The following is a 25,092-nucleotide window of genomic DNA, read 5'->3' as shown; positions in this document are numbered from 1 at the left end:
CAAAATCTATTTGCGACGATTTTAATTTTTTATTTCAAGATTAAAAGTAGAAGCGTAACGTCGCCGCGATGTCAGCATATTCATCAACATAACGATAAGATGCACCTAAAATTGCTTTTTCAGTCAGAGCAAAGTTAAAGCCCGCTTGAAGTACTAAGTTATTTTCGCTTTCATCATCGTGCAAGCGCTCGTAACCAATACCTGCATTTACTTCGAATTGCTCGGTTAATAAGTGTCTTAATTTTACATTAGCAGACAGAATATCCGCACTGTTTGACTCTGAATCACCATCAGAATATGAATCAAATACTGCCCCGTTAAACCTTTCTTCAAATAAATAAGTATTGTCCGATTCGAACTTCAGTCTGCCCAACTTAATGCTGTAATCTAAATTGGTCACTGCTGATAACTGCTGGATATACCCTAGACCAAGCTCTAAGCGCGTAATTTCAATGTCTAAACCTGATTCTGTATACAAGGTTGAAGTGCCAACATAATCACCATTTTGATAAAGATCGCGATAATCCATCGATTCGCTCTCAAAAAGATCACCTGATGTACTGGCGTATAAACCTGTTAGGTACCAATTATCACTCACTTGCTTGCTAAGCTTTACAACATAACCATCAAAGCTAAGCTCATCAATATCATCTACGTCCATTTTAGCGTAGCCCGCTTCAACATAATCATAGCTTAAAAGTGATATTTCATTTGCTGCGGCGGTGATTGAGAAAAGTGATAAAGCCCCTGCTAATACTGCATATTTCATTTAATTGTCTTCCTTAATAAAAATCGCAGGAAAAGTAACAATTAGAAATGTTCTTAACAACATAAAAAGCAGTATAGTGTAAACAAACGTAAAATTATTTTAATAGAGAGTCTTATTTAATAGGCAATAGAAATTTACGGCTTAAACTAAATAGTGGCCGAAAACCCTGCTTGTCCATAAGGAGATGTAGCGCCTTGGTAGAATTGAGCTATACGCCCTGCTCGTGCGTCAACATCGGCGTCACGCTTAGCTGTTGCGATTTCAGAATTTGAAGTCGATGAGGCTTGCTCATTGTTACTATTGACTTTAAAAGTTGCGCCGCTAGCCCCGTCGCTTTCATCGTCATTTTCAGGCGTCGTTAACTCTGCTTGCGCTGCTGCGAGTTTTTGTGTGGCATCTGCTGCAATAGCTCGATCCGCGCCTGAAGGTTCAGCAGGGGCAAGTGCTGCTGCACGTACGGTTTGCATTTTTTCAATTGTAGCTTGTGGATCCCCTTCTATTTCGGCAACATCTATTTGAACCTCGCCGCCCACCGCATAATTCTGTCCATCGGGGCCGCGCTGGTATTCATAACTCGGTGAGCCTGCGTACTGACCACCTACAGATGCATGAGCTTGTTCGTGAACACGCACTTCAGTGTCCCGTGCTTTTAGCTCTGATATTTGTGTTGCGTCTAACTCTTCTTGCTCGGCTGTTTGTTGCTCTTTTTTAGTTTCTTTTTGTTGTTCTTCACTTTGTTGTTCAGGGTTTTGCTCCCCTTGCTCACGTTCTTGAACAACCGTTTCGTCAGCAACCTTCCCCTTAGAATCGTAAGTAACGCTTTCAGAGGTGCCGGGTTGTTTGGCCTTGTCATTATCACCAAGCGCTTTATTTTCAGCATTGCTTGGTTTTGTGGCCGCAGGAGGGGGGATTACTTCACGTAGCTGGTTGTCACGCCGAGCAGTTTCCGTATAAACATTTGCGGTGTTTATATTTACATTTGGAAATGGCGTGACAATATTCATGCTTAATTAAACTCGCACATCAATTAAAGTACCCAGTACTTCATCAGCTGTTTGGATCGATTGCGTATTCGCTTTAGCGTTAAACTCTTCAACTTTTAAATTGACCAAAGCTTCATCGATTCGAGCAGGCTGCGATACTGGCGCCGTTACAGCCTCTTCAGGACGTGCTGCTTGTAATTGGCGCTGCTGCGCGAGTTGCGCATCGTCTTGCTGATCAATACTGGCACGATTTATCTCCGCGCTCGCCTTTTCAATACCTTGGCTGGCACGGTTAAACCCTTCTACTCCATTGTTAAATACTGATCCGATTGGCATATTACACCTCCACCAATGTTAAACTACTTTAATTATCGCTCATAAAACAGACAAAATAAAGTATAAAGCCCTTATATTTAATGGCCTCAGACTGCTACATTTTAAAGCATTGATTTAATAGCAGATAAGAACTCTTCTTTATGAGAGATAAATGGTGCGTGGGATGATTTATCAATAACCTCGTATTCAAATGTATCATTTAACGCTTTTATTTTATTAATCGCTCGATAAGGGACTAAAGCATCTAGGCGACCAAATACACCGAATATTGGCACGTTACATGTGGTAAGTAAGTCACGTAAATCTTGTTGTTGTAAAATCTCAAGGCCTGCTGTCAGAGCTTCATTTTTAGGTGCGGGAAACTCATTTAATAATTGTTTTAATTGCTTAATATCATCCCGTGCACTTGTGCTGCCCATCGCTTGGATTGCTAAAAAGCGTTCTATTGTTTTCTCGCGATGTGTGACTAATTGCTCTTTAAATGCATTAAGCACATTGGGTTTTATACCCGGCCAATCAGCTTTTTCAGCAAACAATGGGGTTGATGCCACCAGGATAACTTTAGCGACTTTTTCTGGCCAATACTTAGCAATATACAGTGCAAATAAACCGCCCAATGACCAGCCCATTAGGGTTGATTTCGGCTGTAACTGTTCACTAAGTTGCTTTGCGGCATCATGCAAGTTATAAGGTTGAGGGCATTGCTGGGTATTGCCGTAACCAGGCAGGTCTAAACACTTTACAGTACCACTATGTAAAAACTCTAGCTCAGGTAAAATCACCTGCCACACACCTTGATTCATACCCCAGCCATGTAACAGCACTAACTCATTTTGCATTTTTACCAACCCTCATCCAAACTTAGCGCTCATAATAGCGTTTAAGGGAATGAATGCAATGACTAGCTTAAGTGAATATACCAGTGCGGTTTTTGATTGGTTTTTCCCATCATTTTGCACGCAATGTCAAACCCCAATAAAAGCAAGCCAAGGTATTTGTGACTGTTGTCTCAACGATTTACCTTTATTGGATTTAAGCAGGCAAGCAAACTTGTTACACCGGCCTGACATTGTTGAGTTTTTCCCAGATTGCCAATTTGACCATTTAATTGCATGTGCCTGGTATAGAGCCCCTTTTGATCACTGGCTTAGCCAACTTAAATTTAGCAATCAAATTTTTTATAAAAAAGCGCTACAACAGGTAATTAAGCAACAACTGACAGTTAGTAAAGCATGCTGTGAGCAATGGCCTGAACTATTTATTATTTTACCTTTACACAACAAGCGGTTTCTACAGCGCGGTTATAATCAAGTAGCACAAACGTGGGCAGCTTGTTTACTGACAGATGAAATAAATCTTAATTACTTACAGAGACATAAAAGAACAAAAGCACAGTCCAGCTTAACTAAAGCAAAAAGAATAAAAAACTTAAAAGGCGCGTTTGTGTATAAGGCCGATTTAACCGGAAAAACGGTGGCTATTGTAGATGACGTAATGACCACTGGTGCAACACTCAATGCAGCAACAGTGGCTTTGAAAGAAGCTGGCGCAGAGCAAGTATGGGCTTTTGTTACTTGCCTCACGCCACTAGGGCGATAACGTTACTCGCTGTTTGATCTAAATGTATGACCAAAAAACAACGCATTGCTTAGTAACCGGCTGGTACCATACCAGTAACCTCTAAACACTGGGTTGTCTGTCATACCAATCACATTACCACGGCCATAAGAATGCGCCACAAGCCCAGCAGCACCAGCAACTTGCTCTACGTTCACATCATCAGTAAACCCTGCTAATAATGGTTTTTGAGTATATTGCAGTACATTTACAAAGGGGGCTGATGAGACCTCTAGTAACCAGGTACTATTTTTAAACACAGGTAACGTTTTGCGCTCAAGGGAATAGGTAAGTGGGTGTGTTAAATCAACATGCGTGTTGAATATTGCACCTGCAATACGCTGTCTACCTGCTAAGTGATCTTTATCGCCATAGTTTAAGCCATCTGTATTAAACGCACTTGCTACATCTTGGCGTGATAAATAACCTGTTTTTAATAGTTGTTGGTCAACTAAAAACTTAGCGCCACCTTTATGTCCCCAAATAACCCCGCCTTTGCGGACCCATGTTTTAATAGCAATTTTATCAGCATCACTCAAGCTGTTGTAGTTACCATGTGCCAGTACGATATGACTGTAGTCACTAAGCTCTAATCGCCCTAAGCGCTGCATTTCAACAATAGTAGGCGCAACACCGACAAAGCGATCAAGGTAATACCACACTTCACCGACTTCATATTGACTAGCTCCTTGTCCACCAACCAACAACACTTTAGGTGCTTTAACAACCGCGAGTGAGCGCGAGCCTAAATCGGCACCTTTTGCAGTTAAACCCGAAGTAATTGGTGTTATTTCAATGCCAAATTCGCTTTGTGCTGCGTTTAATAATTCAACCCAATTCTCTTGTTCTTGAATACCCGCAGGAACGATAATGCTACCAGCTGCAAAATCGACACTCTTTGCTACTGATTGGGCCGAGAGCGGACTCAGCGCAACTCGTGCTTTAACGCCTTGGCTAAGCAGTTTATTCAGCATTTTTGGTGCTAAATAATTATCCCATTTAAAACCAAATGCATACTGATTTGATAACGCTGTAAAGCCAGGCTTTTCAGTTCGTTGCCATGGCTTATCGCTAACATCAAGTCCCCAACCACTTTTTACTGAGGCAAACTCAAGGTTAAAAGCATGCGCTAGCGTCCAGCCTGATACGTCGTAAAAAGTATTATCTACAAAGCGTTTTTGCTCACTAAACACCGCTTTTACCAAACGAAATTGTGGTTGCGCTAATGGCACAAAGTAGCTGCCCTCAGAAAAACGCTTGCCGTCAGCTTTTAGTTCTTTGTTTAATGGGTAAGCCTCTATTTGATGCTGTTTTAGTAAATCTAAAAATAACCCTAAACGAGCCGGATCGTTACCTGCTTGTACCACATAACCTTTAAAATCTTCTTCGTTTGCAAGCTCCACTGCTTGGTTATAAAATTTTGCCTGATAATCAAGTAAGGCTTGGCGATTGTCTATTGCAGCTTGAAACGTAGACATGCTGGTCAAGAGCTGGTTTTTAATTGTGAAAGGGAAAGTTAAAGTGCCATTTTGGGTTTCTTGCACATGACCACGCGAGCTTGCTTGCTCAAATAAGATACCCACGCCACCATTTACGTCTGGATAGGTAGAGCCTTTACCATAATAGAAATCATCAAAGCTTTCTTCAGTGAAATACAATGCATTGTTTTCATCTAAGGTTTTTGCATGGTAGTTAGCAATTGCTTTAGTCAGACTGACGTTTTCATCAGGAGTTATAGGGTGCTTACGTGTTGGAATACCCGGTTGGAAAAAATAAGTGCTATTTGGCCCCATCTCGTGGAAGTCAGTTAAAACATTAGGCTTCCAATGGTGGAATTTAGCAATACGAGCACGCGATTCCGGGTGCTGTAACAACAACCAGTCACGGTTTAAATCAAACCAATAATGGTTTGTGCGGCTACTTGGCCAACTTTCAATATGCTCACGAGTTTGTGGGTCTGACGATAAGTTCATGCCGCGGTTGCTGTTTGCCCAATTAGCAAAACGCGCTAGACCATCCGGATTCAATGATGGATCAAGTAAGATGACGGTATTGTTTAATAACGTTTCAACTTCTCTTCCTTGCGCCGCAGCTAAGTAGTAAGCAACTAACAGCGCTGTGTTACTGCCTGATGATTCATTGCCATGAACACTGTAACCCATCCATACCACTGCTGGTTGGTCTGCTTTTTTAGCGTTTTTATCTGCCAGGCGCGCTAAGTGAGCTTGGCGAGTTTGCTCTACATTCGCTAACTTATCAGCTGCGGTAATGGTTAACATTACTAAAGGGCGCTGCTCATGGGTGCGACCAATCACTTCAAAGTTTATACGATTGCTTTTTTCTGCCAGTATTTCCATGTATCTAACTAGCTGGTCATGGCGAACATGCCACTCCCCCACTTCATAACCTAATACATCCTCTGGGGTGGGGATTGCCGGGTCAAATTTTACGTCATCTTCAAAGTAATATGACAGTGGTTGAGCCAAACTCGAAAAGCTCAAACATAGTGTAAAGATTGTTATTATCAAACGCATATAAAACACTCATAAAATGATCAATGTTTGCACGCTAACATTGCTTAAATTAGATGCCAACTTTTTACGCTCAACACTGGCGACAACGCGATGAGCGGAGTATGATACTCAGTATCCGAGTAATTTAGTCAAGTATAGTTGTTTTATGATTTCTATTTCCGAAACCGCACAATCACATTTTGCAAAATTATTAGCTGACCAAGCTGAAAAAACAAATATCCGTGTATTTGTTGTTAACCCAGGCACATCACAAGCGGAATGTGGTGTTTCTTACTGCCCAGAAGATGCAGTAGAAGAAAGCGATATTCGCCTTCCTTTTAATGGTTTTGATGCCGTAGTTGACGTTGAAAGCGCACCATTTTTGGAAGAAGCTGAAATTGATTTTGTTACTGATAAAATGGGCACCCAGTTAACACTTAAAGCACCTAACGCAAAAGCCCGTAAGATTGGTGATGATGCCAGTCTTAACGAACGCATTCAGCATATGTTAGAAACCGAAGTAAACCCGCAGTTGGCTAACCATGGTGGCCAAGTAAGCCTAGTTGAAGTAACAGCTGAAGGCATTGCTGTACTTCAGTTTGGCGGTGGCTGTAATGGTTGCTCTATGATCGATGTCACGCTAAAAGAAGGCATTGAAAAAGAGATGATTGCTAAGTTTGATGAAATTTCAGGGGTTGCAGATATTACTGATCACCAAGCTGGCGATCACTCTTACTATTAATAGTAAGCAGTCATGATAAAACCGCTTATATACCGCTTAGGCTCTAACCCTAAACTAAGCTTAAAGCGCTTTTTACACGGCCTAGCACTGTTTGTGCTGGCCGTGGTATTTATAGCAGTTGGTTATTACAGCCACTATATTCTGCAAGTTATCGGTTTAGTTATTCTCGCTGTGGCACTTAGTCTTGCAGCTTGGGGTTACTTAGGTATTTTTGCCAACCGCTTCTCACAAGTTTTAAATAAAACCACACCTGAGCAAGATGATCCCGATCTGTGGAAATAAAAAGCAACTCAAGATTTTAAGACACAAAGAGTCGCTATTTAGCTCGGCATGAACAATGATTTTTGACTCTCGGTAAATGCAGTTAGCTCGCTAAGACACTGCTTTCAACCAATGGCACAACTTTACCTTGTGCTATCAAATTACTAATATACTGCTTTTCTTGCTGCCAAGGGTGGCGTTTCCAGCCTTTAAAGCCAAAACCTGCAATATGCACCGTTTGATAGTGCGCTAAGAAATATTCTATTGCGAGTAGCCCCGAACTAGCACAACGTGGTTTGCAGCTTGGCTCTCCTAACAACAATAAACGGGCTAACAAGTCGGTCCGAAATTCGCTTGATAAACGTGACGACTGCTCAACAAGACTGTATTTTTGCTGCAGTAACCCGCCATGATCTATTTTCCCTTGACGATGAATAAGCTTAAAGAATGACTGTGATATTGGTGAAGGCTCAGGGTCAGTTATCACAACATTTTTGACCTTATAGAGTTTTGGGTTTATTGGCGCTTTTAACAACTTTGCTGCTTGCCGCCCTCGCCCAGTCAGCCACAAATCGGTACATTTAGTGCCAAGTTTTTCAGGCATGTCTGCACAAAAATTAAACCTTACAACGCGTTCACAGTTATCTACTTGTTCAGCGATATCAGCATCAATAGGGCCATTTCCCAAAATAATAATACTCGGGCTTGCTGTCATGTTACTCTTCCTTGGCAGTATGATTTTTACTCTTTTTAGGTACTAAATTGTTTCATATAGAAGCTACAAAGTAAATGTGTCTAAGCTACTCTAATAACCAGTAAATAGGCATAGGTCTTATACTCGTAGTTTATAGCACAGCAAATCTAGTAAAAATGTCATCAATGCATATTCATTTGTAATCATAGAATTACAATTATTTCTTTCTACCCAAGCTAATGCCGCTTGTGCAAACTCACAGTTGTCTGCCATTGACTGTTGCACTGCTTGAACGAGCTTCACAACTTGTAGAAATGACGGCTTATATTCTGTTAGCCTAGGGCTTAAAAGGTAATTTTGAATTGGGCACATAATGTTGTTGATTAGTGAGAAAAACACATCATACAAGCTCAAGCTAAGTTGAGGTAAAGGGGTTTTTAAGCTATGCCCCATTTATTTAAAAACAATCACTTTTATAATTTAGTTCTGCAAACTCGCTAAGCCAAGCTCCTCAGATGCGAACCGATTTCCCGTTAATTTTATTAACCATGTACTACCTGAAAAGTTGCGGCTAAAGTACACTGTCTGTCCACTTGGTATATGTGGCATAAACGAGGTTATCGATTGCCACTTTCCATCTGTTTTGTCCTTTAACTTCATTGCCGCATTGAAAAAGGTGCCATCTTTATTTGTCTTTACTTCAAGTGCGGTTAAACGGTTTTCATCCCCAATTTCAATTAATGCGCTTTCACCCAATAAAGCTAATAAAGCAGGTTGATGAATAGGGGCTAATAGCTTTAAAGTTTCAGCTACTTTACTATCAATTGTTATTTCGTTTTTTAACTTATAAATATCAGCTTTAACGGCAAAAACAGGTTCGGCATTAGTTTGATAACTTACTAATAATAAAGCCATGAAGCTAAGTAATAAATAGGCGTGTTTTTTCATAATACAATATATCCTTTCGTTAGTTTGATAATGCTAGCATAATTTAAAATAACCCATAAAAAACGCTAATCCATTAATATTCATAGTATTCTTTTATTCATATATATGAATATTGGTAATCCCTCTATCTCTAGATTAGCTAATTGGAGATAATAAAGCGTCAACAATAAATAAAAGAATATTAGATATGCAATCTTTAGGGGTAGAATTAAAACGTCTTCGAGCAAACAGAAAGTGGACCCAAGCGTTTGCTGCTCGTGAGATAGGTATTCAACAATCCTATTTATCAAAGCTAGAAAATGGACAATTTATCCCCTCTCCTGAAGTGATTGATAAACTGAAAGTATGTTATAGCGAGGCGTGTTTTGATAACTGCTTACCTTCGACACCATCAACAAAAGCACCTCTAAAAATACTGCCGATTTTAAGTTTTATATTGTTATTAATTAGCCTCACTGTTTGGCTATGTGCAACCTATGAAATTTTCTATCCGGAAACCTACTTTACTTATCAGGCAAAGCAAGGTGATTTTTTAGCGTTTAATATTAGCCAGCAGTATCAAGGTGAGCGATTTATTGAAGGAGATGTTACTTATCAAATTGTAGGTGAAAGACAAGTAAGTAGGATCGAAAACCGTTTTCTGATTGTAAGTTCCGCAGTATGCATATTAATATCTATTGGCGCTGGTCTATTTTCACAAAGGCATAAATTTCGTAAATTATAAATCCGATATTTAGTTGTTACTTAGCTATAAGAATATTATTTCAGCACGTTTATTGTGCTCTTTTCTCTTTATTTACCTACTCTTACGTATTCTCGGCGTTCTTTGCTCCTCGGGTTTCGCAATACTCAACCCAATCTACGGGGTTCTTTACAAACAAAAAGCCCCGGCTAATGCCAGGGCTTTTTAGTAAAGTAAACTTAATTAAAATTAAGCTTTCTTTGGACGCTCAACAACGTCTACTAAAGTCCAAGATTTATTCTTAGAAATAGGAGCACACTCGCGGATAGTAACTACGTCACCAGCCTGAGCTGTATTGCTTTCGTCATGTACGTGTAACTTAGTCGTACGTTTGATGAATTTCCCATAGATTGGGTGCTTCACGTAACGTGCGATAGCAACAGTGAAAGATTTTTCCATCTTGTCGCTGATTACACGGCCTTGAAGAGTACGGATTTTATCGCTCATTATTGACCTGCCTTCTGGTTAATAATTGTTTTTACACGCGCGATATCGCGACGTACTGTTCTTAGCGTGTGAGTTTGAGCTAACTGACCAGTGCTTGCTTGCATGCGCAGGTTAAACTGCTCACGAAGAAGTCCTAGAAGTTCAGCATTAAGCTCTTCTACGCTTTTGTCTTTTAGTTCGCTAGCTTTCATTACATCACCGTCCGAGTTACGAAAGTTGTTTTGAATGGTAATTTACGTGCAGCAAGGTTGAACGCTTCACGAGCAAGCTCTTCAGAAACACCTTCCATTTCGTAAAGTACTTTACCAGGCTGAATTTCAGCAACCCAATATTCAACAGAACCTTTACCTTTACCCATACGAACTTCAAGCGGTTTGTTTGTAATTGGCTTGTCTGGGAATACACGGATCCAGATTTTACCTTGACGCTTGACGTGACGTGTCATAGCTCGACGAGCTGCTTCGATTTGACGAGCAGTCATGCGGCCACGACCAGTAGCTTTCAAACCGAAAGTACCGAAGCTTACTTTGTTACCGTTTTGCGCAAGACCACGGTTGCGGCCTTTGTGCGTTTTACGGAATTTTGTACGTTTTGGCTGTAACATTACTCGCTACCTCTACTTAGCACTTTTTTGGCTTTCTTTGGTGCGCGTTTAGCTGGCTTCTCTTGCTCTTGTACTAGTGGTAAACCACCAATAACTTCGCCTTTGAAGATCCAAACTTTAACACCAATGATACCGTAAGTGGTTAAGGCTTCAGAAGTTGCGTAGTCGATATCAGCACGAAGAGTATGTAGAGGTACACGACCTTCACGATACCATTCTGAACGTGCGATTTCTGCGCCGCCAAGACGACCGCTAACTTCAACTTTGATCCCTTTAGAACCGATGCGCATTGCATTTTGTACCGAACGCTTCATAGCGCGACGGAACATAACACGACGCTCTAGTTGAGAGGCAATGCCGTCTGCTACTAGTTGTGCATCTAATTCTGGTTTACGTACTTCAGAAATATTAATCTGAGCAGGTACACCTGCGATCTTAGTTACCGCTTGACGTAGCTTTTCAACGTCTTCGCCTTTTTTACCGATAACAACACCCGGACGAGCCGTGTGGATTGTTACGCGGATCGATTTTGCTGGACGCTCAATAACGATTTTAGACACAGAAGCCGCTTTTAATTCCTTTGTAAGGAAAGTACGTACTTTGTGATCGCCAAAAAGCTGATCAGAGAAATCTTTAGAACTCGCGTACCAGGTAGAAACCCAAGGTTTAGATATACCTAGGCGAATACCAGTAGGATGAACTTTTTGTCCCATTACTTATACTCCTAGCTATCTGAAACCACAACAGTGATGTGGCTTGTACGCTTAAGGATGCGGTCTGCGCGTCCTTTAGCACGTGGCATAATACGCTTCATTGTAGGACCATCGTCCACAAAAATCGTGCTTACGCGAAGCTCATCAATGTCAGCACCTTCGTTATGCTCTGCGTTAGCAATAGCAGACTCAAGTACTTTTTTAACTAATACAGCCGCTTTTTTCGGGCTGTACGCCAGGATTTCTAGAGCGCGATCGACAGGTAGTCCGCGGATCTGATCTGCAACTAGACGAGCTTTTTGCGCCGAACCAGAGGCGAATTTATGTTTAGCTAATGCTTGCATTTATCATTCCCCTCTTAGCGTTTCTTCGCTTTCTTATCCGCAGCATGGCCACGGTAAGTGCGAGTTGGTGCAAATTCACCTAGTTTGTGACCGATCATTTCGTCAGAAACGAAAACTGGTACATGCTGGCGACCATTATGGACAGCAATGGTCAATCCGATCATGTTAGGTATGATCATTGAACGACGGCTCCAAGTTTTAATTGGCTTCTTTTCACCGCTTTCCAAAGCTTTCTCTACCTTCTTCAGCAAGTGTAGGTCTATAAAAGGACCCTTCTTGAGAGAGCGTGGCATGGCTATTCCTCAATATTACTTAGTACGACGACGTACTATAAATTTATCCGTACGCTTGTTCTTACGCGTCTTAGCACCTTTAGTAGGCTTACCCCATGGAGACACAGGATGACGACCACCAGATGTACGACCTTCACCACCACCGTGTGGGTGATCAACCGGGTTCATGGCAACACCACGAACTGTCGGACGAATACCACGCCAGCGATTTGCACCTGCTTTACCAAGTGAACGAAGCATATGCTCAGCATTGCCTACTTCACCTAGCGTTGCACGACAATCAGATTGTACTTTACGAACTTCGCCAGAACGAAGACGTAATGTTACGTATTGACCATCACGCGCAAGGATTTGAACGTATGCACCAGCAGAACGTGCGATTTGAGCACCTTTACCTGGTTTTAATTCTACGTTGTGAACAGTCGAACCTACAGGCATGTTACGCATAGGTAATGCATTACCAGGCTTGATTGGTGCATCAACACCAGACTGGATTGCATCGCCAGCTTTTAAGCCTTTAGGTGCGATAATGTAACGACGCTCACCGTCTGCATATAATACAAGAGCGATGTTTGCGCTACGGTTTGGATCATATTCCAAACGCTCAACAGTGGCTGGAATGCCATCTTTAGTACGTTTAAAATCGATTAAACGGTAATGATGCTTATGACCACCACCGATATGACGAACCGTAATACGACCATTGTTATTACGACCACCTGATTTAGAGTTTTTCTCTAATAGTGGTGCGTAAGGTTTACCCTTATGTAAATCTGGGTTAACCACTTTAACTAGGTGACGACGACCCGCAGAAGTTGGTTTACACTTTTGAAGTGCCATAATTCTAACTCCCCTTATTACTCGGCGCCGCCGACAAAGTCTAGCTCGCTACCTTCTTTAAGAGTAACGTAAGCTTTCTTCCAGTCGCTACGACGACCGAAACGCATGCCAGTACGTTTTGTTTTACCCTTAACGTTTAGTGTGCGAACACCAGTTACTTCCACTTCAAAAAGCTTCTCAACAGCTGATTTGATCTCAGCTTTAGTTGCGTCATTTGTTACTTTGAAAACAATCGTGTTGTTTTCTTCAGCAGCAATTGTGCTCTTTTCAGAGATATGTGGAGCAAGGATCACTTTTAAAAGACGTTCTTCACGGATCATGCTAGCGTCTCCTCAAGTTGCTTAACAGCAGCAGCTGTAATAAGTACCTTGTCGAAAGCGATTAAGCTTACAGGATCGATACCAGCTACATCGCGCGTGTCAACCTTGTACAGGTTACGTGCCGATAAGAATAGATTCTCATCTACTTCTTCAGTCACGATAAGAACATCTTTAAGCTCAAGTTCTTTAAGCTTAGAAACTAGTTCTTTAGTTTTTGGTGCTTCAAGACCAAAACTTTCAACAACGATTAAACGCTCTTGACGAACTAATTCAGATAAGATGCTTTTGATCGCACCGCGGTACATTTTACGGTTTACTTTTTGGCTGTGGTCTTGTGGTTTAGCTGCGAAGCTAACGCCACCTGAACGCCAAATTGGACTACGGATTGTACCAGCACGTGCACGGCCAGTACCTTTTTGAGCCCATGGTTTTTTACCACCACCGCTTACTTCAGAACGTGTCTTCTGAGCACGAGTACCTTGACGAGCACCTGCTGCGTATGCAACAACTACTTGGTGTACTAATGCTTCGTTAAACTCACGTCCAAAAGTAGCTTCAGAAACTTCAAGAGCGCCAGAAGCGTCTTTAATTGCTAATTCCATCACTAAATCTCCAGGACTTATGCTTTAACAGCTGGTTTAACGATAACGTCACCGCCGATAGCGCCAGGTACTGCACCTTTAACTAAAAGCAAATTACGCTCAGCGTCAACGCGAACTAGTTCTAGGTTCTGAGTTGTTACTTGCTCATTACCCATTTGACCGGCCATTTTCTTACCTTTAAACACCTTACCAGGTGATTGGTTTTGACCGATTGAACCAGGAGCACGGTGAGATAGAGAGTTACCATGTGTAGCGTCTTGCATGCTGAAATTCCAGCGCTTAACACCACCTTGGAAACCTTTACCTTTAGAAGTACCGGTTACGTCAACTTTGTTGATTTCGTTGAATAATTCAACAGTAAGCTCAGCGCCTACTTCAAAATCGCCTTCACCACCATTTAGGCGGAATTCCCACAGACCGCGACCCGCTTCAACACCAGCTTTAGCGAAATGACCCGCTGCTGCTTTGTTTACACGGCTTGCTTTTTTAGTGCCTGCGGTTACTTGAAGTGAGTTATAACCGTCTGTTGCTTCAGATTTGATCTGAGCAATGCGGTTAGGTGTCGCTTCAATAACTGTCACAGGGATAGATACACCATCTTCAGTGAAGATACGTGTCATACCCACTTTACGACCGACTAGACCTAATGCCATTTTCCTAAAACCTCTCTAATCTTCCGATTAACCCAGGCTGATTTGAACATCAACACCAGCAGCAAGATCTAAACGCATAAGAGCGTCAACAGTCTTGTCAGTTGGTTCTACGATGTCGATCAGACGTTTATGGGTGCGGATCTCGTACTGATCACGCGCGTCTTTATTAACGTGCGGTGAAGTAAGTACAGTAAAACGTTCAAAGCGTGTAGGTAGTGGAATTGGACCACGTACTTGTGCGCCAGTGCGTTTCGCAGTTTCCACGATTTCCGCCGTTGATTGGTCAATCAAACGGTGGTCAAAAGCTTTTAGGCGAATACGAATGCGTTGATTTGACATTCTTAAACCTCAATATAAAGAGCATTTAAAAGAGCATAAAAAAACGACCGAAACAATCTTAATAATTAAGATGCCGGTTGTTGATTTATATCTACGTTGAGTTCCAAATCGGAACTCCTGTTTTATTAGCTTGAAATCCAAGCTTAATGTTCCTTCCAAGTTCCCGGGGAATTTTGAAAGCCTGCGTATTATAGTGATATTGGTGATAAATGCAACAACTATTTCAATAATCCTTGTCAGGCATTGAATTGTTCATTAAAAATACAACAAACTCAAAGTAGTATCCGCTATAATTAATAACGTATAAATACTATCTTAATGGTCAGTCCAGTTATTACTTGGTATTATCTGCGCTTATTTTGCTTTTTACCCTCTAACTTTGGTGAGTTGATGCGTATTTTTAATTATTGTTTAAACTTCTTCTCTATGCTGATGAATCGTTTGCTTGTTAAAAGCAAGGTTCTTCCTGAGAACCCTATTGAACAATACGGCCTTAACCCGGCATACCCTACCTTTTATATAGTTAAACTTAATGCACGATCTGATCTAGCGACACTTGCTCGCGTATGTAAAAAGTACGGGTTACCAGACCCTACCGAACAACAGTTATTAGGCAGTGCAGAGCTTGACCGTTTTATAGGCCTACAAAATCCGCCACCTTTATTTGGTGATACAGCAAAACCAACAGACGCTTTACAAAAAGGTAAGCATATTATTGATCAGCTCATTGGCAGCGATGAAAAGAATGTACAAGTTATTCCTGTCACCATTTTGTGGGGCCGTAATCCAGGTAAAGAAAAGCCTGGGTTAGGCACGCTAGTGTCGCACTCTTTAACACCAAGTTGGTTTCGCAAGTTTTTTGTTTTACTGTTTTCAGGGCGCGATAATTTTGTGCGCTTTAGCAAACCGTTAGATTTGTCACTACTGGTTAATGAAAAAGCCGACGTTGATGAACTACCTCATAAACTACTGCGAGTGGCGCGTGTTCACTTTCGTCGACAAAAGCTTGCTGCTACAGGGCCCAAAATGCCCTCTCGTGAACAGTTATTTAATTCATTATTAGCTTCACCTACGATTAAAAAAGCGATTCAAACAGAAGCTAAAGAAAAAAACATCAGCCATGACCAAGCAAGGCAGAACGCTTTAAAATTACTTGATGAAATTGCCGCTAATTATAGTGACGCTACAATTCGGGTTGCAGAGCGTGTACTTACTTGGTTATGGAACAAGCTTTATAACGGTATTGATATTAAATACACTGAGCAACTACACGATTTAACTAATAAAGGTCATGAAATAATTTATATGCCGTGCCATCGCAGCCATATGGATTATTTACTACTTACCTATTCTATTTATCACCTAGGTTTGGTACCGCCACACATAGCAGCAGGGATTAACCTTAACTTTTTCCCGGCCGGTGGCATATTCCGCCGCAGTGGTGCGTTTTTCATTCGCCGTTCTTTTGCCGGCAATAAGCTTTACTCAGCGGTATTTAAAGAATATTTAAGCCAACTATTTATTAAAGGTTATTCTGTAAAATTTTATACTGAAGGCGGCCGCAGCCGAACCGGGCGCCTACTACCACCAAAAACAGGCATGCTGGCAATGACACTGCAAGCTATGATGCGTGGAATTGATCGCCCAATCTCTATAGTGCCGGTGTACATTGGCTATGAGCATGTCATGGAGATCAATACCTACTTGAAAGAATTAGCTGGTAACGATAAAAAAGGCGAATCAGTATTTGGTATTTTTAAAGCCATTAAGAATTTGAAAAACTATGGTCGCGGTAATTTAAACTTTGGCGACCCAATCTCTATTAACCAGTATTTAAATGAGTATCAACCAGATTGGCGCGAATCAATTCACCCAACTGATGTACAAAAACCACAATGGTTAGGGCCGCAAGTTGCCAACCTTGCTGATAAAGTCATGGTTAATATCAATAGTGCCGCAGCGCTTAACGCTGTAAACCTGCTAGCAATGATTTTATTAGTGAATGATAAGCAAGCACTGAGTAAGCCTAAACTTTTAGCCCAGCTTGATTTTTACTTACACCTGCAGCGTAATGCACGCTATAGCGAGAAGGTAAGTGTACCAGATGACAGTGCTCAAGAGTTATTAAAGCATGCCCTAAAACTCAATAAGTTTGATGTGATCAGTGATGAATTTGGCGAGATAATCGCTATTAACGACAAAGAAAAGACGTTATTTAATTATTATCGCAATAATATTTTACATGTGTTTGCTGTGCCAAGCTTACTCGCCTTACACATATTCAAAAGCCACAAAACCACCTTGAGTGAATGTAAAAACCTCATTAGTCTGTTTTATCCTCTCTTTGCTAAAGAATGGTTTTTACATGAATTAGACGAAAACTATATTACCCGTATTTTGGCAAGCTTTGTTGATCAAGAGCTGATTGAAATAGAGGGAGATAATATAAAAATAACCAACAGTAATGACTGCCTAGCAAAACTAGAAATGCTAGGCCGTGCACTTAGCTTAACTTTACAGCGGTATGCCATTGCTATTGGCTTTATACAAACTAGCTCGGGTATTGGACGCGAAGAATTAGAGCGCGAAAGCCAAGTATTAGCGCAGCGCCTTGGTACTTTACATGGCATAAAGAGCCCTGAGTTTTTCGATAAAAAAGTGCTGGTAGGTTTTATTAGCAACTTAAGAGAACAAGGTTTGATCAGCGAATCAGAAAACGGTTTACAAGGTAGTAATGAATTATGTGAACTCTACATGCATCTCAAAGCATTATTACCTGCTCGTATTTGGCAATCAATAACCGATATAGTGCAAAGTCAAAGTAACGACTAAGCGAGGTTAGGTAGTTGTTATATCTAACCTCGCACTTAGCATATTAACGCTGGCGCATGACACCTTCTTGAATCGTTGAGGCAACTAAGTTGCCTTGACGGTCAAAAAACTGCCCACGTACTAAACCACGCCCCGAGCTCGCGCTTGGGCTATCAATGGTATATAAAATCCAGTCATCAAGTCTAAATGGACGATGAAACCACATTGCATGATCAATCGTTGCAACCTGCATATTTGGTTGCATAAACGACACTCCATGCGGCTGCAAGGCGGTAGGTAAAAATTCAAAGTCTGACGCATACGCTAATAAGTAGTTATGAATGCGTTGATCATCTGGCATATCACCATTGGCTTTAAACCAAATATGCTTAACCGGCTCCATCACCTCAGGTTTAAACGGATTGTGAAAGGTTACTGGCCGCATGTCTATCGGCACTTCTCGGATAAACTTATTTCGGATCACCTCTGGAATATGACTGGCATTTGTTTGGTAAAATTCCAGCGAAGATTTAAGATCCTCAGGCTGCGGCACATCGGGCATAGTTGCTTGGTGCGATAACCCTTCTTCAACCCCTTGGAACGAGGCCGTCATATAAAAAATAGGTTTGCCATGTTGGATTGCTTTAACTCGACGTGTGCTAAAGCTTTTACCATCTCGAATTGTTTCAACATCGTAAACAATTGGCTTTGCGGCATCGCCCGGACGTAAAAAGTAAGAATGCAGAGAGTGAACAATACGCCCTTGCGGTAAGGTTTCTTTAGCGGCAGAAAGCGCCTGCCCCATCACTTGGCCACCAAATACAGCACCAAACCCTAAATCTTGGCTTTGCCCGCGATACAAGCCTTGTTCAATTTCTTCCAATGCTAATAACGACAATAAATCATCTAAAACCTGGCTCATTTTTATATCCTCAATCCCGACAAGGCTCACATAATACTATAGACTATAATTATGTAAATCTTAGGGAGATAACAATGGCTTATTGGCTATTTAAAACCGAGCCTGATGCATTCTCAATTGCTGATTTAAAAAATGCGTCACAACAAACAACGCAATGGGAAGGTGTGCGTAACTATCAAGCCCGTAACTTTATGCGTGATAATGTAAAGCTCGGCGACTTAGTGATGATTTATCATTCGAGCTGTAAACATGTTGGCGTAGTAGGCATTGCCACCGTAACGCGTGAGGCTTACCCTGATCCAACCCAATTTGATTTAAGCAGCGATTATTACGATGCCAAATCAGCAACCGATAATCCACGTTGGGTAGTTGTTGATGTGACCTATCAGCAGCATTTAAATAAATTAGTTAGCCTTAAAGCGATTAAAGACAATGATACAATAACTGACATCGCACTAAAAAAAGGCGGCCGTTTATCAATAATGCCAGTGACTCAAAATGATTGGGATGAAATTATCAGTATGGCAAATTAACGACAACATTTGACCCTTTTTGTTTGAGTTTGCTATGATCTCGGCCGAATTTTTTATGGGGGATTAATGAAACTACTGTATTGGCTTGATGAATGGTTAACTCACCCCCGCGATGAACAACAAAGTAAACTACCTATGGCTGGCAGTGATTTACTTGGCGATGTTTTTATAAAATACCACTTCACAGATCTCAAAAAACCTCTTCTTTTTACATTTTCTCCAGCTGGCACTAATTATAAAGAACATGATCTTCATGAAGCGTTTGCTCCTTGGGGCTATAACTTGGCGAAAAAGCAAAATGTAAATATAATTTCTTTTCAGCACCTTGGAAGAAGTAATTGGTTTAGAAGCCGCAATTTAATCTTTTTTTTGGAACAACTTGCACAGCTACTTGAACCATTCAATCAGCGCTTAGGTTATGGACTCAGCCGTGGTGGTTTTGCTGTAGGTGCTTTTGCTAAACTACTAAAATTAGATCAAGTCTTACTTTTTCATCCAGTTAGTACCAAAAATCAAGTGATTGCGCCTTGGGATAACCGCTCAAGCACAGATATAGCACAACAGTTTGATTGGAATAGTGATTACCATGACCTCGATTTAGGCCATGCCAAAGGTTATATTATTTATGACCCAACCAATCATATCGACCGCCTACATGCAAAACGCTACCAACAACTCACTCATTTACGCGTCTTTGGTCTGGGTCATGGCACACACGCAAGTTACTTGAACAAATTTGGCTTTTACAAACAAGTGGCTGTTGATTTTATTCGTCATCAACAACTTGATATTGCACAGTTTAGATTACAAACCAAAACTCTGCGGTTAAAAGAAGATTATTATCAATGTCTTAATAAAGCGAATGCTCACTCGAAACACCGTCTTGAGCTACTCAGCACCGCACACAATATTTTAATTGATGAAAAGCAGGCCCATATGCAAGAGCAAAAAGATAAAATTGATGTGCAACCACTGATTGATGTGGCAATAACACATCAAAATGAGCATCCGAATGATGCCATAAAGCTGCTCGAAGTAGCGCAACAGCTTGCACCAGAAGATCCACTAATTGATCATAAACTTAAACAGCTAAAATAACGCGATAGTGCATCAGCATATTAAGTTAGGCCTTTTTCTTTAGGCCTTTCTTTTTGTGACCATGCTTTGGCACAATCGCAAAGTACATAACAAGTCCGAGCCATGAAAAGAAAATGATGCCAATTAACCAACCGTTTTTTTCATGCCCTTGCGTACGCTTACTATTAAGCACTAACACCACAGGTAAAATATAAGCGCTTAAGATCAGCAGTAAAAACGCAATCTCGTCCATTATTTTGCCAACTCTTGCCAGTCAACTTCGTTACTTAACACTCGGTCAATTGCAATATAGTGTAAAATATCACCACTGTTTACTGGGTAATTAAGCGGCGGGTTTAAATCCATATTTTTAGCACTCAGGTTATGTGCAACACCGAGCAAAATTGCATCGTGATCATGTTTAAAATGATGAAATAACCTACCAAACTCCATTTGTGCTAAATTATCAGGAATAACCAAGCTAAATTGTGTATCACCATGAAGGGTTGATAACAACTCTTCTTGCACTCGGCTTGAACCTGGGTCTTGCATTGAGCGCACTAGAATCTCTGCTGATTTTGCACTTGAACACTCCACATTATGGCAATGCTCTAATAGCATTTCTACTTTACTTTCATCATTAAAGTGCGCGCTAATATGGCAGCCCTCTTTCACCAATTTACTAATACGTAACGCAGTGGTAAAGGTTTGATCATCATCTTGACCATCAATAATAATTTTATCGGCGTGTTTGATAGCCACACGTTCTAATTGCTCACAATCAGTAAAGCTACTTAAACGCGCAAAATCAACATGCTCATTGGTTAAAAACGGATGTTCCATTTGCTCCGTTACTGCGAGTAAAATTCGTCTATCAGTGCGTTTTTGATCAGCCAGAATATAATCAATCATCTTTTTTGTACGCGTTTGATGCCAACCAAAAATAATAATGTGGTTGTTAGAATGCGAAAAACTTTTATCACCTGTCATAGCACGCCTAATTAAATATGTAACTGTTTGCCCTGTTTTACCTAACAGAACACCAAATAAAGCTAACCCAAATGGGATTTGTAATAATGCAACAATCCAGCGACCTAAATCTGTGCTAACGCTGAAATCACCGTAACCTACCGTTGATGTAGTTACTATATAGTAATACACAAAAGTGCTAACTGGCGTAAGTGCGGATTCACCTGCAAATAATAGCAGCAGCCAAGTTACTGTCATATGTAGCAGTGTCGCTAAAGCTACCGCTTGCCAACTCACTTGATCTATATGGCTTCTTACCAATAGAAAAATTCGTTTAAATATAAAAGGCATACCACCACTTAATAGTTCCTGTTCATCTAGCCATTAAGTTACTGCAATGCGTTATTGATGACAATGTTTAGATAAAGAAGATTATTTCTAGGATGCATTTTTATACTAGAACAGTGTAAGCTATAATTACATTATAACTTTAAAGACGGGTGTATTATGTCGGGTGTATTAGCTTCTGTAGATCAACGAACCCAGCTAGTCGGTGAAAACCGTCTTGAGTTACTGTTATTTTATTTACACAGCCGCCACTTATTTGCGCTAAATGTATTTAAAGTAAAAGAAGTAGTAAAGCTGCCTCATTTAAATATTATTCCTCATGCTCACCCTAAAATATCTGGAGTGGCGAATATTCGCGGCGAATCAATTCCCGTCATCGATTTACGCCAAGCTATTTGCATGCCTGCGGCTAAAAATATAGAAGATAGTAATTTGGTTATTACTGAATACAACCGCACAGTGCAGGGGTTTCTCATAGGTAAGGTTGACCAAATAGTTAATATGACATGGTCTGATATTATGCCGCCGCCAACGTCTGTAGGTAAGAATCACTATTTAACAGCACTGACAAAAATTCAACGAGATGGCCTAGAACAATTAGTTGAAATTATAGATGTAGAAAAAGTGCTGGCTGAAATAGTCGAATATGAAGTACAGATCTCGGATGAAATACTCGATAAAAGCATCGTAAATGAGTTTGTCGGCCGTAAAATTCTTCATGCCGATGATTCACCTACCGCACGCAAGCAAGTCAGTGACACTCTGTCTCAGCTGGGTATTGAAATTATCCCCGCAAGTAATGGCCTTGAAGCATTGAACATGCTGAAAAGCTGGGCCGATCGCGGCGATAACGTAGAACAAGACCTATTAATGGTGATCACCGATGCCGAAATGCCAGCAATGGATGGCTACCGCTTAACCCATGAAATTCGTAACGATGCTCGACTAAAAAACCTACATGTCGTACTTAATACGTCACTCAGTGGCAGCTTTAATCAAGCCCTTGTTGAAAAGGTCGGCTGTAATGCGTTTTTATCCAAGTTCCAACCTGACTTATTAGTCGAAGAAGTACAGAACCGTTTAAAAACGGTATTAAATAATAACAGCTAATACCTTGGTTGATTTGCCAATTAAGCTATTTCATGATTAATTGGCAATATGTAACCATAATAAAAACACTCTCACTATGCTTAACCGTGTTGCAAAACCCTTCACTCAATTAGTTGAACGCTACTTACCTGATCCATTTATTTTTGTTATTTTGCTAACACTTTTAAGCATTATAATTGCCAGCCTATTTACACCTGCGAACCCAGTTGAAGTACTTGACGCTTGGGGAAGAGGCTTTTGGAATTTACTGCAATTTGCAATGCAAATGCTACTGGTACTACTCACCGGTTACATGTTGGCAAGCACCCCTATAATCAACCGCTCACTGGCAAAACTAGCAAGCTTTGCCAACACACCAGCCAAAGCAATTATTTGGGTCACATTGGTTTCATTGTTAGCTAGTTGGCTTAATTGGGGGTTTGGCTTAGTAATAGGTGCATTATTTGCCAAAGCGATTGCAAGGCAAACAAATGTGGACTATCGATTATTAGTGGCCAGCGCTTACTCTGGATTTATTGTATGGCATGGCGGCTTAGCGGGATCAGTACCTTTGACAATTGCCACCATAGAGCACTTTTCAGAGCAAAGTATTGGCGTAATAAGTACATCTGAGACACTATTTTCAGGCTTTAACATTGCGATTGTTTTGGGCTTATTTATTATTATGCCGCTTGTTAATCGCTATATGCTCCCTAACGATAGCGACAGTGTGTATGTTGATCAAAACAAGCTAATAGAACCGCAAAATAAAGAAGTCGCATTAACTCGTCCAGCAGATCATATCGAGCACAGCCGCGTGTTAGGTATGAGCATAGGCTTACTTGGCCTTGCATATTTAGCTTATTATTTTATTTTTAATAATGGCTCACTTAATCTGAACAGTGTTATAGGGCTGTTTTTATTTACCGCAATATTATTACATCAAACACCACATAACTTACTAGCGAGCTTGCAACAAGCCATTTCCAGCGGCGCGGGTATTATTATTCAATTCCCCTTTTACGCTGGGATCATGGCGATAATGGTTGATACCGGTTTAGCACAACAAATTTCCCACGTTTTTATCACTATAGCCAGCGCAGAATCATTGCCCTTTTGGAGCTTTTTAAGTGCAGGACTAGTCAATATATTTGTGCCATCAGGCGGCGGTCAATGGGCGGTACAAGCCCCTATAGTTATACCCGCTGCGCAAGCTTTAGGGGCTGATATGCCCCGCGTGGCAATGGCGGTAGCCTGGGGTGATGCCTGGACTAACCTGATCCAACCGTTTTGGGCGTTACCAGTTCTCGCTATTGCCGGCTTAAAAGCCAAAGACATTATGGGCTTTTGTTTAGTGCAGTTAATCATCACTGGTGTATTTATTGCGTTGATGTTGAGTTTTTATCCATGAATGCGCAGGCGTAATTGTGGATTACGCCTGCGCTATAAATCAACTCGAAAGTATCTTCACTGGTAGGCTTAATATCGCGCTTTCAGAATCAGCAAAGTGCATCATCACCACCACATGGCCAGCCACCACCAATGCGTACATCACCGCTGAAAAACCTTGGCCGTATTTATCCAGCGGCACAAGGTGTGAAAAATGACGGCCGCGCCATTCAAAGACAATTTCCAGTGCACCGATAAACAGAAAGAACACCAGTAGCATTAAGCCAAACGTATAGCTTATCCATAAACCAAATAGAACACCGAGTAAGCACACACTCAAGCCAACCCATGAACGCATTGAAAAGCTTATGCTTTTTAATACATGACCACCATCAAGCGGTAAAATGGGCAATAAGTTAAATAAGTTAAGTAAGGCACTGAGCACCGCGACACCTGCGAAAACCTCCATCTCAGTGACGTAATAAAGCACCACGCCAAGTACTGAAGTGATCAGACCAAACGCGGGTCCCATTAATGAGATCACCACATCCTGCCAACGGGTGGTAATCTTGTCGTCGCTCACCGCTAAGCCGCCAACAAAGGGGATTAAGTAAATACCTTTAGTTTTAATACCAAAATACTGCATGGCGCGTACGTGCCCGTATTCGTGGATCACTAAACAAGCAATCAGCATCAAGGCAAATTCAAAGGTGAACAGCCACGCATAACCGGCAACTGAAGCGCCCGCTAAGGCGACTTTAACTACCTTTGCACTTTTAAACAGTTTGAAACCCAAAGCAAAAATACCCAATAAGCCTTGCTTAGGTTTAGTTTTTTCAATCGGTGGAATATTCAACTCTTGTACTAATTGATCATTCACATACAACATTAAGCTTTGCTCATTGACTAACGAGGTGTCCAGACCTATCACTTTATCGTCGAGCTCAAATTCAAAGTAGTTATCTCTGGGATTATCAAAACCAATCGCTTGTTGCTGTTGGAATATTTGCACAATCTTTTGCTCAGCTAGCACTAAATTAAAAGATTGCTCAGCAAGAGTAAGTTGTATTTGGATCATCGTATCTTAATCTTAATAACATTGCGGCCATTATACCTATTTTACGAATAAATATGAGTGAATTTATTTTAGCCCTATTGCTGACTTTTCTATTTAAACCTACTACTTTTAAATAA

The 25,092-nt window shown here is 41.0% G+C and carries 31 protein-coding genes; 9 read left to right on the top strand and 22 right to left on the bottom strand.

What is annotated here, in order from left to right:
* Positions 1-40: 40 nt before the first annotated feature.
* From ACU8V8_RS17500 to bioH, 4 genes are all read right to left on the bottom strand, one after another.
* Entirely contained in the window at positions 41-769 is a 729-nt protein-coding gene (locus ACU8V8_RS17500; protein WP_446888350.1) for a hypothetical protein, read from the bottom strand.
* A 146-nt stretch (positions 770-915) separates the two neighbouring features.
* Positions 916-1,773 (bottom strand): putative metalloprotease CJM1_0395 family protein, encoded by an 858-nt coding sequence (locus tag ACU8V8_RS17495; protein ID WP_446888349.1) that lies wholly within the window; start codon positions 1,771-1,773, stop codon positions 916-918.
* A gap of 6 nt (positions 1,774-1,779) precedes the next feature.
* On the bottom strand, positions 1,780-2,088 hold the full coding sequence (locus ACU8V8_RS17490; RefSeq protein WP_087532549.1) for a hypothetical protein: 309 nt from the start codon (positions 2,086-2,088) through the stop codon (positions 1,780-1,782).
* 101 nt (positions 2,089-2,189) lie between these two features.
* On the bottom strand, positions 2,190-2,927 hold the full coding sequence (gene bioH / locus ACU8V8_RS17485; RefSeq protein ID WP_446888348.1) for a pimeloyl-ACP methyl ester esterase BioH: 738 nt from the start codon (positions 2,925-2,927) through the stop codon (positions 2,190-2,192).
* A 58-nt stretch (positions 2,928-2,985) separates the two neighbouring features.
* Here bioH and ACU8V8_RS17480 point away from each other — a divergent pair, with 58 nt between their 5' ends.
* The gene (locus ACU8V8_RS17480; protein ID WP_446888347.1) at positions 2,986-3,687 is read left to right on the top strand and encodes a ComF family protein; all 702 of its coding nucleotides are present in this window, start codon (positions 2,986-2,988) and stop codon (positions 3,685-3,687) included.
* A gap of 2 nt (positions 3,688-3,689) precedes the next feature.
* Here ACU8V8_RS17480 and ACU8V8_RS17475 read toward each other — a convergent pair whose 3' ends face one another.
* Positions 3,690-6,239, bottom strand: coding sequence for a M14 metallopeptidase family protein (locus ACU8V8_RS17475; RefSeq protein ID WP_446888346.1), 2,550 nt, complete (start codon positions 6,237-6,239; stop codon positions 3,690-3,692).
* A gap of 145 nt (positions 6,240-6,384) precedes the next feature.
* On the opposite strand from ACU8V8_RS17475, the gene nfuA reads away from it, so the two are divergent.
* Positions 6,385-6,960, top strand: a complete 576-nt coding sequence (nfuA, locus tag ACU8V8_RS17470) for a Fe-S biogenesis protein NfuA (RefSeq protein WP_087532553.1) — start codon at positions 6,385-6,387, stop codon at positions 6,958-6,960.
* A gap of 12 nt (positions 6,961-6,972) precedes the next feature.
* Complete coding sequence (locus ACU8V8_RS17465) at positions 6,973-7,242, top strand: hypothetical protein (protein WP_446888345.1); 270 nt, start codon at positions 6,973-6,975, stop codon at positions 7,240-7,242.
* 82 nt (positions 7,243-7,324) lie between these two features.
* Here the strand turns inward: ACU8V8_RS17465 and ACU8V8_RS17460 are convergent, their stop codons facing one another.
* Positions 7,325-7,936 (bottom strand): hypothetical protein, encoded by a 612-nt coding sequence (locus ACU8V8_RS17460; RefSeq protein WP_446888344.1) that lies wholly within the window; start codon positions 7,934-7,936, stop codon positions 7,325-7,327.
* A 459-nt stretch (positions 7,937-8,395) separates the two neighbouring features.
* Positions 8,396-8,863, bottom strand: coding sequence for a hypothetical protein (locus tag ACU8V8_RS17455; protein WP_446888343.1), 468 nt, complete (start codon positions 8,861-8,863; stop codon positions 8,396-8,398).
* A gap of 187 nt (positions 8,864-9,050) precedes the next feature.
* On the opposite strand from ACU8V8_RS17455, the gene ACU8V8_RS17450 reads away from it, so the two are divergent.
* Complete coding sequence (locus ACU8V8_RS17450; RefSeq protein WP_446888342.1) at positions 9,051-9,587, top strand: helix-turn-helix domain-containing protein; 537 nt, start codon at positions 9,051-9,053, stop codon at positions 9,585-9,587.
* Positions 9,588-9,794: 207 nt separating this feature from the next.
* Here the strand turns inward: ACU8V8_RS17450 and rpsQ are convergent, their stop codons facing one another.
* Genes rpsQ through rpsJ form a run of 11 tightly spaced genes read right to left on the bottom strand, consistent with a single transcriptional unit; the run spans position 9,795 to position 14,760 of the window.
* The gene (gene rpsQ, locus ACU8V8_RS17445; protein ID WP_058561414.1) at positions 9,795-10,052 is read right to left on the bottom strand and encodes a 30S ribosomal protein S17; all 258 of its coding nucleotides are present in this window, start codon (positions 10,050-10,052) and stop codon (positions 9,795-9,797) included.
* Positions 10,052-10,243 (bottom strand): 50S ribosomal protein L29, encoded by a 192-nt coding sequence (gene rpmC, locus ACU8V8_RS17440; RefSeq protein WP_004588692.1) that lies wholly within the window; start codon positions 10,241-10,243, stop codon positions 10,052-10,054. The genes rpsQ and rpmC overlap by 1 nt, the downstream gene beginning before the upstream one ends.
* Positions 10,243-10,656 (bottom strand): 50S ribosomal protein L16, encoded by a 414-nt coding sequence (rplP, locus tag ACU8V8_RS17435; protein WP_054206129.1) that lies wholly within the window; start codon positions 10,654-10,656, stop codon positions 10,243-10,245. Before rplP ends, rpmC begins: the two co-directional genes overlap by 1 nt.
* The gene (gene rpsC / locus ACU8V8_RS17430) at positions 10,656-11,369 is read right to left on the bottom strand and encodes a 30S ribosomal protein S3 (RefSeq protein WP_446888341.1); all 714 of its coding nucleotides are present in this window, start codon (positions 11,367-11,369) and stop codon (positions 10,656-10,658) included. The genes rplP and rpsC overlap by 1 nt, the downstream gene beginning before the upstream one ends.
* A gap of 11 nt (positions 11,370-11,380) precedes the next feature.
* Positions 11,381-11,713: a 50S ribosomal protein L22 gene (gene rplV / locus ACU8V8_RS17425; protein ID WP_087532558.1), complete on the bottom strand. Its 333-nt coding sequence runs from the start codon at positions 11,711-11,713 to the stop codon at positions 11,381-11,383.
* Positions 11,714-11,727: 14 nt separating this feature from the next.
* The gene (gene rpsS, locus ACU8V8_RS17420; protein WP_004588689.1) at positions 11,728-12,006 is read right to left on the bottom strand and encodes a 30S ribosomal protein S19; all 279 of its coding nucleotides are present in this window, start codon (positions 12,004-12,006) and stop codon (positions 11,728-11,730) included.
* Positions 12,007-12,021: 15 nt separating this feature from the next.
* Complete coding sequence (gene rplB / locus ACU8V8_RS17415; RefSeq protein WP_004588688.1) at positions 12,022-12,846, bottom strand: 50S ribosomal protein L2; 825 nt, start codon at positions 12,844-12,846, stop codon at positions 12,022-12,024.
* Positions 12,847-12,863: 17 nt separating this feature from the next.
* Positions 12,864-13,166: a 50S ribosomal protein L23 gene (gene rplW / locus ACU8V8_RS17410; RefSeq protein WP_016709050.1), complete on the bottom strand. Its 303-nt coding sequence runs from the start codon at positions 13,164-13,166 to the stop codon at positions 12,864-12,866.
* Positions 13,163-13,768, bottom strand: coding sequence for a 50S ribosomal protein L4 (gene rplD / locus ACU8V8_RS17405; RefSeq protein WP_058561416.1), 606 nt, complete (start codon positions 13,766-13,768; stop codon positions 13,163-13,165). Before rplD ends, rplW begins: the two co-directional genes overlap by 4 nt.
* A 17-nt stretch (positions 13,769-13,785) precedes the next feature.
* Positions 13,786-14,421 (bottom strand): 50S ribosomal protein L3, encoded by a 636-nt coding sequence (rplC, locus tag ACU8V8_RS17400; RefSeq protein ID WP_058561417.1) that lies wholly within the window; start codon positions 14,419-14,421, stop codon positions 13,786-13,788.
* A gap of 27 nt (positions 14,422-14,448) precedes the next feature.
* Complete coding sequence (rpsJ, locus tag ACU8V8_RS17395; RefSeq protein WP_002957900.1) at positions 14,449-14,760, bottom strand: 30S ribosomal protein S10; 312 nt, start codon at positions 14,758-14,760, stop codon at positions 14,449-14,451.
* A 390-nt stretch (positions 14,761-15,150) separates the two neighbouring features.
* On the opposite strand from rpsJ, the gene plsB reads away from it, so the two are divergent.
* Positions 15,151-17,592 (top strand): glycerol-3-phosphate 1-O-acyltransferase PlsB, encoded by a 2,442-nt coding sequence (plsB, locus tag ACU8V8_RS17390; RefSeq protein ID WP_446888340.1) that lies wholly within the window; start codon positions 15,151-15,153, stop codon positions 17,590-17,592.
* Positions 17,593-17,635: 43 nt separating this feature from the next.
* Here plsB and tesB read toward each other — a convergent pair whose 3' ends face one another.
* On the bottom strand, positions 17,636-18,493 hold the full coding sequence (tesB, locus tag ACU8V8_RS17385; RefSeq protein ID WP_446888339.1) for an acyl-CoA thioesterase II: 858 nt from the start codon (positions 18,491-18,493) through the stop codon (positions 17,636-17,638).
* 74 nt (positions 18,494-18,567) lie between these two features.
* On the opposite strand from tesB, the gene ACU8V8_RS17380 reads away from it, so the two are divergent.
* Positions 18,568-19,026, top strand: coding sequence for an EVE domain-containing protein (locus ACU8V8_RS17380; protein WP_446888338.1), 459 nt, complete (start codon positions 18,568-18,570; stop codon positions 19,024-19,026).
* Positions 19,027-19,092: 66 nt separating this feature from the next.
* Positions 19,093-20,124 (top strand): cytosolic protein, encoded by a 1,032-nt coding sequence (locus ACU8V8_RS17375; protein WP_446888337.1) that lies wholly within the window; start codon positions 19,093-19,095, stop codon positions 20,122-20,124.
* Between the two features lie 25 nt (positions 20,125-20,149).
* Here ACU8V8_RS17375 and ACU8V8_RS17370 read toward each other — a convergent pair whose 3' ends face one another.
* Both ACU8V8_RS17370 and ACU8V8_RS17365 read right to left on the bottom strand, forming a co-directional pair.
* Positions 20,150-20,356 (bottom strand): PLDc N-terminal domain-containing protein, encoded by a 207-nt coding sequence (locus ACU8V8_RS17370; RefSeq protein WP_446888336.1) that lies wholly within the window; start codon positions 20,354-20,356, stop codon positions 20,150-20,152.
* A complete protein-coding gene (locus ACU8V8_RS17365) occupies positions 20,356-21,423 on the bottom strand; it encodes a potassium channel family protein (RefSeq protein ID WP_446888335.1) in 1,068 nt (355 codons plus the stop codon). Before ACU8V8_RS17365 ends, ACU8V8_RS17370 begins: the two co-directional genes overlap by 1 nt.
* 156 nt (positions 21,424-21,579) lie before the next feature.
* On the opposite strand from ACU8V8_RS17365, the gene ACU8V8_RS17360 reads away from it, so the two are divergent.
* Entirely contained in the window at positions 21,580-22,530 is a 951-nt protein-coding gene (locus ACU8V8_RS17360; protein ID WP_446888334.1) for a chemotaxis protein CheV, read from the top strand.
* Positions 22,531-22,606: 76 nt separating this feature from the next.
* Positions 22,607-23,920 (top strand): short-chain fatty acid transporter, encoded by a 1,314-nt coding sequence (locus ACU8V8_RS17355; protein WP_446888333.1) that lies wholly within the window; start codon positions 22,607-22,609, stop codon positions 23,918-23,920.
* 39 nt (positions 23,921-23,959) lie between these two features.
* Here ACU8V8_RS17355 and ACU8V8_RS17350 read toward each other — a convergent pair whose 3' ends face one another.
* The gene (locus ACU8V8_RS17350) at positions 23,960-24,976 is read right to left on the bottom strand and encodes a metalloprotease (protein WP_446888332.1); all 1,017 of its coding nucleotides are present in this window, start codon (positions 24,974-24,976) and stop codon (positions 23,960-23,962) included.
* Between the last annotated feature and the right edge of the window lie 116 nt (positions 24,977-25,092).

It is taken from the genome of Pseudoalteromonas sp. SaAl2, assembly GCF_052947895.1.
This window is presented reverse-complemented; position numbering and strand designations above follow the sequence as displayed.